The organism is Kovacikia sp. CALU 1929 (assembly GCF_056784235.1).
This window is the reverse complement of sequence record NZ_JBXBCF010000083.1, coordinates 1-13,603: the sequence shown is the minus strand read 5'-3', so window position 1 is coordinate 13,603 and position 13,603 is coordinate 1. Positions and strand designations below refer to the sequence as shown.

10 protein-coding genes and 2 pseudogenes are annotated in these 13,603 nt (G+C 46.2%); 5 read left to right on the top strand and 7 right to left on the bottom strand.

Annotated elements, in window-relative coordinates; all coding sequences use genetic code 11:
- Positions 1-50 precede the first annotated feature (50 nt).
- From AC1S52_RS22065 to AC1S52_RS22045, 5 genes are all read right to left on the bottom strand, one after another.
- Complete coding sequence (locus AC1S52_RS22065) at positions 51-1,310, bottom strand: DUF8189 domain-containing protein (protein ID WP_482031199.1); 1,260 nt, start codon at positions 1,308-1,310, stop codon at positions 51-53.
- A 166-nt stretch (positions 1,311-1,476) separates the two neighbouring features.
- Positions 1,477-1,911, bottom strand: a complete 435-nt coding sequence (locus tag AC1S52_RS22060; RefSeq protein ID WP_482031198.1) for a cupin domain-containing protein — start codon at positions 1,909-1,911, stop codon at positions 1,477-1,479.
- 63 nt (positions 1,912-1,974) lie between these two features.
- Entirely contained in the window at positions 1,975-2,130 is a 156-nt protein-coding gene (locus AC1S52_RS22055) for a hypothetical protein (protein ID WP_482031197.1), read from the bottom strand.
- A gap of 78 nt (positions 2,131-2,208) precedes the next feature.
- On the bottom strand, positions 2,209-2,412 hold the full coding sequence (locus AC1S52_RS22050; protein ID WP_482031196.1) for a hypothetical protein: 204 nt from the start codon (positions 2,410-2,412) through the stop codon (positions 2,209-2,211).
- A gap of 521 nt (positions 2,413-2,933) precedes the next feature.
- Complete coding sequence (locus AC1S52_RS22045) at positions 2,934-3,164, bottom strand: hypothetical protein (RefSeq protein WP_482031195.1); 231 nt, start codon at positions 3,162-3,164, stop codon at positions 2,934-2,936.
- Positions 3,165-3,520: 356 nt separating this feature from the next.
- Between AC1S52_RS22045 and AC1S52_RS22040 the strand changes: the two genes are divergently transcribed.
- On the top strand, positions 3,521-4,834 hold the full coding sequence (locus tag AC1S52_RS22040; RefSeq protein WP_482031194.1) for an AAA-like domain-containing protein: 1,314 nt from the start codon (positions 3,521-3,523) through the stop codon (positions 4,832-4,834).
- Positions 4,835-4,933: 99 nt separating this feature from the next.
- Positions 4,934-10,702 carry an AAA family ATPase gene (locus AC1S52_RS22035; RefSeq protein ID WP_482031193.1) on the top strand — a complete coding sequence of 1,923 codons (5,769 nt, stop codon included), beginning with the start codon at positions 4,934-4,936 and terminating at the stop codon, positions 10,700-10,702.
- Positions 10,703-10,797: 95 nt separating this feature from the next.
- On the opposite strand, the pseudogene AC1S52_RS22030 reads toward AC1S52_RS22035, so the two are convergent.
- Positions 10,798-10,893, bottom strand: a pseudogene (locus AC1S52_RS22030) (IS1 family transposase); the annotation flags it as partial.
- A 36-nt stretch (positions 10,894-10,929) separates the two neighbouring features.
- Between AC1S52_RS22030 and AC1S52_RS22025 the strand changes: the two are divergent.
- Positions 10,930-11,675 (top strand): annotated as a pseudogene (locus tag AC1S52_RS22025) (IS1 family transposase).
- A gap of 349 nt (positions 11,676-12,024) precedes the next feature.
- Here the strand turns inward: AC1S52_RS22025 and AC1S52_RS22020 are convergent.
- Positions 12,025-12,177, bottom strand: a complete 153-nt coding sequence (locus AC1S52_RS22020; RefSeq protein WP_482031192.1) for a hypothetical protein — start codon at positions 12,175-12,177, stop codon at positions 12,025-12,027.
- Positions 12,178-12,344: 167 nt separating this feature from the next.
- On the opposite strand from AC1S52_RS22020, the gene AC1S52_RS22015 reads away from it, so the two are divergent.
- Together AC1S52_RS22015 and AC1S52_RS22010 are read left to right on the top strand one after the other, a co-directional pair.
- Complete coding sequence (locus tag AC1S52_RS22015; protein ID WP_482031191.1) at positions 12,345-12,947, top strand: hypothetical protein; 603 nt, start codon at positions 12,345-12,347, stop codon at positions 12,945-12,947.
- On the top strand, positions 12,944-13,237 hold the full coding sequence (locus tag AC1S52_RS22010) for a helix-turn-helix domain-containing protein (protein WP_482031190.1): 294 nt from the start codon (positions 12,944-12,946) through the stop codon (positions 13,235-13,237). Before AC1S52_RS22015 ends, AC1S52_RS22010 begins: the two co-directional genes overlap by 4 nt.
- The last annotated feature ends 366 nt before the right edge of the window (positions 13,238-13,603 follow it).

Below are 13,603 nucleotides of genomic sequence, written 5' to 3'. Positions count from 1 at the left end.
GTTACACCACATTGATCAGTGCCTCAGATTGAACTGATGCAGCGAGTTGGCTAAGGAACGTGTTGCCCAATCACATTTCCTGGAGGACTGTAACGGCAGACCAGGAAATCGTTGCCGTCGCCACTGGTCGCGATCGCACATCCCACATGGGTTGTCGATCGCCAAATTATTTGGGTATAGTGTCCGACTGGTTTCCCATCAAAACCTACACCCGTGAATGGTCCAGGCACAAAGGACTGCTGCTCACCCCCCCAATCGTCAACCATTCGGGTGAAGCCGAATGCACCAGAGGTGCCTACAAACAAGTTTTCGCCTTGATTGGGAGTTTGGCTGTGGATCAGAGTGAATCCGCCGAGGGAAGCCAGGTAATTTGCCCAGGGTTGGGCATCCGCCGCCAAACTGTCTGACCATTGCAGAGGTGCAGCCCCTACTTCGGCTTTATAGCGATTGTGCGCTGCCAAAATTTCTTGAGCTGGAGCATTCGGTGTCCCTGGGTCAATTCCCCCTTCCACCCATGCCTTGTGGTTTAGAGATCCGGCTGTATCGATCGTGAAAATATCTAAGCGATTCGATGCCCAGGAAGCAGCACCCACTCCGTAGCGACAGTCGCCAGCCAGATTGTCCCAGTCACTCCAGCCTGAAACAGTCCAAGCGATGTGATAGGTGGCATTGTCAGCACCGATCGCAAATGCATCAATCCGGTTGTCACCCCAGGAAACAGCAGCGGGGGCAGAAATGCAGCTACCTCCCAAATTAGTCCAACCGCTCCATGAACCATCCCATGCCTTGTGGTTTAGCGCTCCTCCTGCGTCGATCGTGAAAATATCTAAGCGATTCGGTGCCCAGGAAGCAGCACCCACTCCGTAGCGACAGTCGTCACCCAGATTGTCCCAGCCACTCCATGCCGAACCATCCCAAGCGATGTGATAGATGGCATTGTCAGCACCGACCACAAATACATCAATACGATTGTCTCCCCAAGAAACAGCAGCGGGGGCAGAAATGCAGCTACCTCCCAAATTAGTCCAGCCGCTCCATGAACCATCCCATGTCTTATGGTTTAGCGCTCCTCCTGCACCAACTGTGAAAATATCTAAGCGACCCGGTGCCCAGGAAGCCGCAGCCACTCCATAGCGACAGTCGCCACCCAGATTGTCCCAATCACTCCAGTTAAACCCATCCCACGCTTTGTGATAGATGGCATTGTCAGCACCGATCACAAATGCATCAATCCGGTGGTCACCCCAGGAAACAGCAGCGGGGGCAGAAATGCAGCCACCCCCTAAGTTTTCCCAATTGCTCCAGGTCATATTTGATACTCCTTTTAGATGAATGTGAGTTTGATTTTTCAAGTCAATCTAGAACACACGATTAAGTTGTTTTTGCGAGACTCCTGAGGATTGTGATCGCGCCATGAGAGCAAGTTTTTGCTGGAGTCTAGCTGCCATATTCGATTTAGATCAGGTCGATTACTCGTTAAAAAGTTTGGTTGAAGAACCGTCTTAAAACAGTCAGGTCTTCTTCATCCAGAGCAACGGGAATCCCACTGCGAATTAGTTCAGCAAAATCTTCATTAGGTACCATGATGCAAAGGGTATAGAGCCTTTCTGAGCCTATGTTTTGGATTAAATGGGTACTGGTTGCTGGGACTAAAATGCTATCCCCGGTATGAATGAGAACTGTTTTACCATCACAAATTGCCAATCCCTCTCCCTTCAAAACAAAAAACATTTCTACTGCAAACTGATGTCGATTCGGTGGAGTTTTACCATGAACATCAAAAATTTCAATACAGAAGGTCAGTGACACATTGGCGCTTTCAGGATCAAACACGATCGCTAGCCGATTTGTATCCTGAGGGCTAATCCGAAAGGTTTGATAGTCTTTTGGGGTCTTTACAATCGGAAGCATGCAACGCTCAGAACTCATCTGTTGTCTCCGCTTATTGCAAGTCTCTTGAGAGTCGCAACCTGTTTAAGCTAACTTTTCACTGGAGTCTAGCTCCAGTATTCGGTTTAAACGTTGGATATGCTGTTGCAGAATCTTAGCCCGGTGCTTGCGGTATCCCACGATCGCGCAGACCGCAACAACAGGAAGGAGAATCACTAGCAATCCGCTGACGGTGTTCATGAGAGTAGGGTCAGTATGCTGAGTCCGGTCGTACTGTGTAGACGTGATTATTTTGTAAGTTCTTAAACCGTTTTGCATTTAGACCTCCGCTGGAATTTGATAGCGCCAGTTAATTGCACGAGGTTGGGCAGAGCGAGAGGCTATAGAGAACTTCACAGGCAAAATTTCAATCTGGGCTGCTCCGGGCAATCGATAGCGCCAGTTGATCGCAGGAGGTTGGCGAACAAGTTTAGCAGGAATCGTTATATGGGTATATGAGTGACCACGATAGATCAGTTGCATAGGGCTTGCTCCAATTTAAGTAGAGTGAAAGTTGCAACTTCGGCAGACTATCGGAGCGTATGCATTTAGATAAAGGTCAGTAGTCTGAACCGATGCAATACTGTTGAATGATTCACCGCCAATACGATGGATAGAAAATAGAACTTGTGATTAGCCGTGAGCATTCTTTTCCCAGCATTACAAAACTAAAAATGATCGAACTGCCAATCACTGCTGCAACAAGAGGGAGCAAAATCATTTCCTTGATCGATTTTTTAGGAAGAGTAGACATAGTTTTTCCCTTAGAAAAGAGGGTTTATTTGAGCATTAAATGCTACATACAGTGAGTAGGTGCTGGTGTTCCGAACTGATGCAGTGCATTAATTTCAAACATTTATGACTTTTGTACAGTGACTTTTTATTTATTGTGGAGATACACTCGTGTCATAAAAGCAGCAAAGCTAGACTTAAGTGGAGCGTAAGCGATTGGTGAGCAGGGTTAGCGTGAGTTGAGGTGTGGATATAAAAACAGTTATCATGGATTAATTAACCTTTGATGTTTTCAAGGCTGCTATCGTCACAACAATCGTTTTCTCTCCTGATAATGCGTCTCTGCCACCTGATATCTCGATGATTTTCCATTCAATGTGTTGATCTGAGATAGCTGTACCATCAACAAAACTCAATGTCTTTAAAGCTTTGTTAATAGCATCCTGAAGAGCCGTTTGAAAATCTCCTTCATTTGAGGTTCCTTGAAAATTTTGCATCTCCATTAGCATGTCTCTCGCAATAAGGAAAAGCAGAACTCCGCGTTGGCTAAGCTACCGCTAACCCGTTATTATTAAGTCATTGAGAGGGAAACCCTCAGTAGATCAGCGGTAGCGATCGCAACTTGACAACGGCTTGAAAAAATCGCGGTGCTGAGAAGAGATCCACATACTGATTAAAGTTCCTGCTGGTTAAATCTCTAATCAGAAGGATGAATACCAGACTTGAACCTCATGTCTTTATCAAACTCCATCGCTAACTGCGTTCAAACCTGAGATTAACTGACTTGTTTCTGATTTATGACTGCTTTCGTTATGACTTTTACCCTGTAGGATTAAATTACTGATTATGAGAGGTCTCTATGGCAAGATCACTCAGAGTCCAACAGGGCTGCATTGATAAAGTCAAACTGGCACTCAGACTGAACGGCTTTCCTAGCCAGCGCGCTTTGGCTGAGGATGCAGGATTGGCGCTAGCTACAGTCAGCAACTTCCTGACAGGTAAGTCGGTTGACTACACGACATTTGAAGAACTCAGCCGAAGATTGTCACTGGATTGGAGAGAAATCGCTGATCTAGAGTTTGAAGTTTCATCCCAGACTGTCTTGTCTCAGGACATCGATAAGAATTCTGAAATTCCTGAGGCGATCGATGCCATCCCAAACCCATCACCACACTACCCCAACGGCGCAGTCCCTCTTGGCTCCTCTTTTTACCTGGAACGCGCTCCCCTTGAAAAGCAGGTTTATCAAGAAATCAGGAAGCCAGGAGCCTTAGTGCGAATTAAAGCTCCTAGGGAAATGGGCAAAACTTCACTACTGCTGAGGATTCTCGATGCTGCTAGACACCTGGGCTACCACACTGTCAGCCTGAACCTGGAACAAGTTGATCAGGCAATTTTAGGCGATTCGGATCTTTTTTTACGCTGGCTGTGTGCTAATGTCACCTACCAGCTTCAACTACAACCAAAATTAAATGATTACTGGGATGACGATCTGGGTAGCAAAATTAGCTGCACCCTGTACTTCCAAGACTATCTACTCAATCAAATTAGCACTCCCCTTGTTGTGGCGTTAGATGAGGTCAATCAGATCTTTGAACATTCTCAAGTGGCAATGGATTTTTTACCACTGCTGCGCTCCTGGTATGAAGAAGCGAAAACACTGTCCATTTGGCAAAAGCTCCGCCTAATCGTGGTTCACTCGACGGAAATTTACGTTCCCCTCCAACTTAATCAATCCCCGTTCAATGTAGGACTGCCGGTTAAATTAAACAGTTTTAGTCAGGAGGAGGTGCAGCAGTTAGCTCAACGCTACGGACTTGACTGTGAAAATGGGGCGGTGGCGAGGCAACTGATGGAGGTGGTTGGAGGACATCCCGCATTGGTACATACAGCAATCTATCACCTTAGCCATAGAGAAGTTACTCTCGCGCAACTGTTGGAAACTGCCTCCACAGCCACTGGAATTTATGACCATCACTTACAGCGCCATTGGGTAACATTGGAAGAACAACCGGAATTAGCACAAGCGCTTCATACTGTCCTGAGTGCTACTAAACCGATCTCGTTAGCTCCTATTCTGGCTTATAAGTTAAACAGTCTGGGGTTGATAGAACGTTTAGGAGATAAAGTGATCCCAGGTTGTGAGTTGTATCGTCAAGCGTTCAAAATCTGATTTGTAGACTTAAGTATAACTCCTCTTGTAGCAATGGAAAAAAACGACTAGAGGTTCTCTAATTTTAATTCTTCCCATTTATCTCAGTGATGATCAACCATGCTAGTACTTCCTGACTATCAAATTTTGGCTCAAATTTATCAAAGCGCCAATTCACTCATCTATCGATCGCGCCGTAAGCTGGACAATCAACCTGTCATCCTCAAGCTGCTCAACCTGGACTATCCCACACCAGCAGAGCTGAGCCGCTATCAGCAAGCCTATGAAATTACCCGTTCCTTGCAACTAGAAGGCGTTATCAGGGCATATGACTTACAAAAATATCAAAATTCTCTCGTGATGTGTTTGGAAGATTTTGGGGGTGAATCTTTGGAAATATTGCTGGAGTCGAGAAGCTTTTCCCTGTCAGAATTTCTCCCTCTGGCGATTCAAATCACTGAGACGTTAAGCCAGATTCATGCTGCCAACGTTATCCACAAAGATATTAATCCATCCAATATCATTTTCAACCCAGAAACGGGGCAGGTCAAACTGATTGACTTTGGCATCGCTACAGTATTGACTCGTGAAAATATTGCGCTTGCAAATCCCGCTCTATTAGAAGGCACCCTAGCCTATATGTCGCCAGAACAAACGGGCAGAATGAATCGGATACTAGACTATAGAACCGACTTTTACTCCCTTGGTGCGACCTTTTATCAACTCCTCACTCAGCGACTGCCGTTTGAGACAACTGATGTTCTAGAACTGGTACATTGTCATATTGCAAGACTGCCAACGCCTCCTCACCAGTTAGTTCCAGCAATTCCTAAAACGGTTTCCAATTTGATCATAAAGCTGTTGGCTAAAACCGCTGAGGAGCGCTATCAAAGTGCCTGGGGACTAAAAGCAGATTTAGAGGAATGTCTAAGACAATTCCAAAGTACTGGAGAGGTTTCTGATTTTCCGATCGCGGGTCAAGATATCTCTGGAAAGTTCCAAATTCCTCAAAAATTCTATGGCAGAATGCGAGAAATTGAAACCTTACTAACAGCTTTTAGGCAAGTCACAGCAGTAGAGAATTCCAACTCATCGAAATTTGAAATGATGCTGATTGCGGGTTTCGCTGGTATTGGTAAGTCGGCTCTAGTACAGGAAATCTATAAACCTGTTACCCAGAAGCACGGTTATTTTATTGCTGGCAAATTCGAGCAGTTTCAACAAAATATTCCCTACTCTGCGATCGTCAAAGCGTATCAGGAACTAATCCGACAACTTTTAACTGAAACTGAAGCGCAATTACACCAGTGGCGTGAAAAACTTCTGGTTGCTTTAGGGAATAATGGTCAGATTGTCGTTGATGTGATCCCGGAAGTCGAAAAAATTATTGGTAAACAACCGATTGTACCAGAACTGAGTCCCAGTGAATCTCAAATCCGGTTTAATATTGTCTTACAAAGCTTTGTTCAGGCACTCTGTTCGCATGAACATCCCTTAGTGATCTTTTTAGATGATTTGCAATGGGTAGATTCAGCCACACTCAGTTTAATTAAGACGATCGCAACGGATCGCAAAATGCAGTATCTGTTCCTGATTGGAGCCTATCGGGATCATGAAGTCGGTTCGTCTCATCCTTTGAGCATAGCTTTAGATAAACTCAGGCGAGAAGGTGCAACGATTCATCACATGACGCTAGCACCGCTAGAGCAAGAAAGCATTACGCAACTGGTTGCCGATACATTGCAGTGTGGTCCAGCGATCGCCAGTCCACTGGCGGAGTTGGTGAAGCGTAAAACAGATGGCAATCCCTTTTTTGTTAATGAGTTTTTACACTCGCTGTATGCAGAGAATCTGATTGCATTTAACCATCCTGGATCGGGAAAGGAGGCAGGAAAAAACCAGCAAACTGCACCTCACTGGTCTTGGAATATTTCTGAAATTGAAGCTAAAAGTATAACTGACAATGGGGTAGAGTTTGCGATCGCCAAAATTCGCAAGCTTCCGCAATCAACCCAGCAAATTTTATGTCTGGCTGCATGTATCGGAACGGATTTTGATTTAAATACCCTGGTGACTATCTGCGAAAAACCATCTGACGAAGTTTCTTCAGCGTTAATAGTGGCAATGCAAGCTGAATTAATTATTTCTACACCTAATTTCGACGCGAAACTGTCTTTCCAGGATTACAAATTCTCGCACGATCGGATTCAACAATCGGCTTATTTATTAATTCCTCAAACTGACAGAAAACTCACTCATCTAAAAATCGGGCAGTTGTTACTGCAAGCCATACCAGCAGGTTCCTTAGAAGTAAAACTATTTGATATCATCCATCATCTCAATTTAGGGCGAGAACTCATTGTCAATCGCAACCAGAAAGATGAACTAGCCAGACTCAACCTGATGGCGGGTTTGCGAGCAAAAACATTAGTCGCCTACGAATCAGCATTCCAGCATCTAAGCATTGGTCGAGAACTATTGAGTGCTACCAGTTGGATACAGAATTATGACCTGACTCTGGCAATCTATTCGGCATTGGCAGAAGCGGCTTACCTGTGTGGTAACTTCAAGCAAATGGAATCGCTGATTGAAATCGTGCTGCAACAGACTAAAACTCCGTTGGATCGGGTCAAAGCTTATCAGATCAAAATTCAAGCCTATATTGCTCAGTATAATTTAGCAGAGGCGATCGCTACAGCTCTAGAAGTTCTCAGTTTTTTGGGCGTGGAAATTCCACAAAATCCCAGCCAATCTGATATTTTGCAGGAATGGGAAAGAACGAAGCAGGCACTGACAGGAAAGCGAGTTGAAGATTTAATCGATCTGCCGAGAATGACCGATCGCATTAAAATCGCAGCAATGCAAACGATAGCGAGTGTTTGCACACCAGCCTACTTTGTAGCACCTCAGGTATGGCAACTGATCGTATTTCAAAAAATGCAACTTTCGCTCCAATATGGCAATGCGCCCGGATCAGCCTTTGGCTATGCCGATTACGGGATGATACTTTGCGGTGTTGAAGAAAACTTCAATATCGGTTTTCAATTCGCGCAACTGGCGACTAAACTTCAGTCACAACTGAATGCAAAGGAATTTACTCCCAAAACGTTGTCGCTCGTAAACATATTCTTGAGACATTGGCAGGAACATCTCAGGGAAACGCTTGATCCGCTGCTGGAAGCGTATCAATGTGGTCTAGAAACGGGGGATTTAGAATTTGCGCTCTTTTCGCTAGCATTTCGCTGTTACCATGCCTATTTAATTGGACAAGACTTGACCGAACTGGAACAAGAGATGGCAAGCGATCAATTGGCGATCGCCCAGTTCAAGCAAGAAGTTCCCTTGAATTTGCTGAGGATTTATCGACAATCAGTCTTGAACCTGATGGAGCAGTCCAATGATCCCTGCCAGTTAAGGGGTGAGATTTACAACGAAGTCGAATGTCTGCCTCGCCATCTTGCCGTCAATGACAAACTCACCATTTTTCATCTTTACCTCAACAAACTGATGCTCAGTTACCTCTTTCAAGATTATGCTCAAGCAACGCACAACGCCGCCGAACTTGATCAGCTGGTAGAAGAAGGTGCGATCGGACTCCTGATCGTGCCAGTTTTTTACCTGTATGACTCCCTTGCTAATCTTGCGATCTTTTCGACTGCAACAGAATCAGAGCAACAGCGTATCTTACTCAAGGTCACAGCCAATCAGCAAAAAATGCAATCTTGGGCGGAATACGCTCCTATGAATTACGCACACAAGTTCCACCTTGTTGCCGCCGAACGCTATCGCATTTTAGGAGAGGTGAGCGAAGCCCTGAACGAGTACGATCGCGCCATTGCCCTTGCTAGTGAGCATGGATACCTTCAAGAAGAAGCTCTAGCGAATGAACTAGCAGCCAGGTTTTGGTTGAAACAAGGAAAAGAAGCCTTTGCCCAACTTTATCTAAACAAAGCACGCCAGGGTTATCAACTTTGGGGTGCTAAACGCAAAGTAGAGGATTTAGATAGACACTATCCCCAGTGGTTGGCTTCGACCTCATCGGAAATGCAAAACACTTTCATCAATCCTGCAACCAAAATTTCCAACCGCACCAGTGATGCGATCGATTTGGCTACCGTCATCAAAGCGTCACAGGCAATTTCGAGCGAAATCGCACTGGATCAGTTGATCAAAAAGTTGATGAAAACGGTGATTGAAAATGCAGGTGCTCAAAAAGGTTTCTTACTCTTACCGTTTCAGGCAGATCTAGAAAATGAGGATCACCACTGGGTCATTGAAGCTGAGGCAACAGAAGGTGAAGATGACATCATCCTACAATCCATTCCCATAGATTTTGGAGATTCCACTCAAATCCCTCGCTTGTCAACCGCCATCATCAACTATGTTGCGCATACGCAGGAAAATGTGATTTTAAATGATGCTGCCCATGAGGGACTATTTGCCAACACCCCTTATATTGCTGCGACTCAGCCCAAATCCATTCTCTGCACTCCCCTAATCAACCAGGGTAAATTGAACGGCATTTTATATTTAGAAAATAATCTCACAACGGGCGCATTTACCCCAAAGCACATTGAAGTGTTAAAGATACTTTCCACCCAGGCAGCTATTTCCATTGAAAATTCACGGTTTTATCAGCAGTTAGACAATTACAGCCACATCTTGGAACAAAAAGTCTCCGATCGCACCCAAGAACTGTCTCAAACTCTGGAAATTCTTAAAACCACCCAAGCTGAACTGCTGTTTGAAAATGAGCTACTTAGAAATACCGAACAATCCGCTACTTTTGACTATCAAGTGGGCGGGAGTTTGCCGATGGATGCTCCCACTTACGTGGTACGCTCTGCCGATCGTTACCTCTACAAAGCCTTGAAACGCGGAGAGTTTTGCTATGTCCTTAATCCCCGACAGATGGGTAAATCCAGTCTCATGGTTCGCATGATCAACCACTTCCAGCATGAGGGATTTTGTTGTGCGCCCATTGATATGACCCGCATTGGCAGTGCAACCGTTACCCCTGACCAATGGTATATGGGAATCGCCTTCGAGCTATGGCGACGATTTGATTTGCGAACAAAGTTTAACCTGAAAGCTTGGTGGCAAGAGCGCGCAGATCTTTCTCCAGTTCAGCGATTGAGTGAATTTATCGAAGATGTTCTGCTGTTTGAAGTCGGCTTAGAAGATAGTACTCCCTCCAAACAACTGATCATTTTTATCGATGAAATTGATAGCGTCTTGAGCTTAAATTTTCCAGTTAATGATTTTTTCACCCTGATTCGTTCCTGCTATAACCAACGCAGCCTCAATCCACAGTATCGACGTTTAACTTTTGCGCTCTTTGGTGTTGCTACCCACTCAGATTTGATTACTGATATCCAGACCACCCCCTTTAACATCGGTCAGTCCATTCAACTGGAGGGCTTTAAAGAGCACGAAGCTCAACCGTTGCTGCAAGGACTGGCAGAAAAGGTCAGCAACCCACAAACGGTGCTAAAAGAACTGTTAGCTTGGACGAATGGTCAGCCTTTTCTCACCCAAAAGCTCTGTAAGTTCATCCGCAATCATTCCTCTCCCATTCCTCCCAAAGGCGAAGCCGAGTGGATTCAAAACCTGGTGCAGACAAAGGTAATAGACAATTGGGAATCCCAGGATGAGCCAGAACATTTACGAACCATCCGCGATCGCCTCCTTAAGAGTCAACAATCTATGCGGCTACTAGAACTCTACCAACAAGTCTTGCATCAGGAAAAAGTTGTCGCCACAGGCGGTACTGAAGAAAGAGAATTGCTCTTGTCAGGGTTAGTGGTCAAGCAGCAGGGTTCTCTCAGGGTCAGTAACCGTATTTATGAATCAATTTTTGATCACAGTTTGTGTCGAATTTTAAAGTAGAGAGGACTACTGCCGAATAACGAATTATATGTTGTCTTCTGAATTAGGCGTAACCTGCTGAATAACGAGGTGGTGTCTCAGATGTTTTGTTAGGGCTAAATGAGCAAGCCAAACTCCAAACGATTGATAAACAATCCAATCACGACACCATTCACTAAAACCGATTTGGAGAAGCAAATCAGTCTGCGGGCGTTGCATAATAGAGCTATGAAATCAGGGAAGAAACGATGCAGTGTCCAGAATGTGGCTCGACTGATATCAGTAAAAACGGGAAACAGAAAGGTAAACAAAATCACATCTGCAAGAAGTGCAGACGGCAGTTCTTTGATACCTATTCCCCGCCTGCTGGATACTCGGAAGAGTTTAAGCGGGAGTGCCTCAGAATGTACGTCAATGGCTTAGGATTTCGAGCGATTGAACGGGTCAAAGGGGTGCATCATACGACCGTGATTACCTGGCTCAAGCCAGTGGGGGAATGACTTCCCGATGCCTATGATCCTGAGACAGTTCCTGAAGTCGGTGAACTCGATGTAGCTTGCTTCCCGCAGGGTACTGGAAACCTTTGTCGGGTCAAAAAAAACAAAATCTGGCTGTGGACAGCGGTTGACCACTTTAAGCCAGGGATCTTAGGCTGGGTTTTAGACGACCCTAGTGCCCAGACCTTCAAGTCTTTGTGGGCAGTGGTGGCAACCTGGCAATGTTACTTCTATGTCACCGATGGGTGGTCAGTTTATCCTGGTTTTATCCCTGAAGGCGACCAGATTGTGAGCAAAACTTACATGACCAGAGTGGAAGGGAAAACACTCGCTTACGACATTATCTGGCTCGATTACATCGTAAGACGTTGTGTTATTCCAAATCAGTAGAAATGCTGGCGCATTCAATTCCTAGGGCTACGCCCCGCCGAAGGCGTATGTTACTCCACTACCTCAAGTTCCGAGAAGTGCCCATTCCTCAGACCATCATAGACTGATTCAGCAACGCCAAAAATTCCCCTCGCAAGGAAGGTTTTAACAGAAAATTTGTTAGAAGTAAGAATTTGTCGATGCATAAAACTGCCTTTGCCTTTCTCTACCCAACTTGGAGGAATCGTGCGACAGAGAATTGTTATCGTGGCATGACATTTTCACTCCAAGCTGTGTTGATGAGTTGGTGCTTCCGAGGAGCATTTGCTGAGAGTTGCTAAACTACAGAAAAACCCTGCTTTTGGCAGGGCCATAATTCAGATAATTTATCCAGATTAAGCTGCTCAATCACTTCCTGTTGCTGCTCCTCTTCTAACCAGTGCTAGATCGCTCAACTATGTAAATTGCCCAAGCACCCTAACTTTTATTCTCCCTAGCCTCTAAAGCTTCCCTTAACAGCATCTCCACAACGAACGTAAACGATCGCTGCTCCTTCTCGGAGATCGCCTGTATCGCCTCCCGCATAGAGTCGGGCAGATAAATACTGGTCTGTCGCTTTTGGGTCGTCATACTTGCTCTGGTCAGCTCTAGAGCAAGTTTAGGTGAAGCATTGCGATTAAGGGTAATCTACTCTAGAGTAGAGCAAACTAGATTAACATAAAAATGCCAGACCCACAGCTTTGGTCGGCACAGGGTCTGGCACTTACTCCCAATCGCATCAGGAGCGTTTTCATCCTATGTCAAAACACGCCACCTCAACGGATGCCGGATATTCCACTCGCGATCCCGCCAGACCCGCTTCAACGCCAGAGGTATGCCAGTCCAGCTACCAGCAAGCCCTCGATGACTTTGCCATCCTCCTCCTGCTCTACCGACTGCAAACCTTCTCCGATGCTAGCTTTGATGCTTCCTGTGTCGCTCTCACCCCGCAGGAAGCCAAAGCGATCGCCACCCTCCTCATCCAAACCCTCACCACCCAGCTCAACGGCAAACTCCTGGACACCTATCTGGAAACCATCCGCCACAACAAACTTGATATCTCCCCTGCCGTCGCCTGCCTGCACCTGCAATCCCCCTCAACCGACCTGCCCACCACCTTCCCCGATGTCGCAGTACCCCGATTTCTGTACGGCGATCGCCTCCGCTGGATTTCCAAGGGCGAAACTACCGATTGGGGAAGGGCGATCGGCAGATTCTACAGCTTCGCGCCCCACTGCGGTCGCTGGCGCTGGTGCTACCTGATCTGGCTGGATCCCAACTCTCCCAGCACCGCCTGGGTCAAAGCCGACCTCGCCTGGGAAGACGACCTTGAACCCCTTGAAGCGGAGGTGTTGCTATGAATCCTCGCCCCCTCACTCCACGGGAACACCACCTGATTCGACGCTATAGCTACTGCCAACTTGGGATGACCCCGCAGCAGTTCTACAGCAAGGCGATCGCCGCTATTTGTTCCCGTTCCCTCTCCACCGTTCGCGGCTGGTTCCGCAAAGGTCGCCGTTACCGTCGCCCCACCGCCACCGACCTGCGACACCTGGCTCTGATGGATTTCATCCTCGACCACTTCGAGCAACTGCCCCAGGAGTTCATCAACGCCCTCTGCACCTCCACAACCGAGCACCCAAAGCCATAAATCCCCAAAAAGTCAATATCATCCTGACCTGTTTTGCCAAGCCACTCTCTTTGTAGGGTGGCTTCAGTGTTTTGCAGCCGTTCAGCCCCTTGAGTTATCCCCCATGAAAAGACGACAGCACCTTGTCCAAATCATCGAACTGATTCGGGCTGCTCTGAAACAACAGGGCTACCCCCTCCGCAAGCACCCACGAAAGGACGTCTGGACAATTCATACCAATTTAAACAGTATTCAGGGCAGATAGGGCATCGAGAATAAATGCATACCCTGTGATGGAAGCAATTAGCTCAGGAGTTAACTGAGCAATCAGTTGATCAACTTTAAGTTGGAGTTGGTCGAGTGTTTTGAAGGAAGCCCATTTGAGGT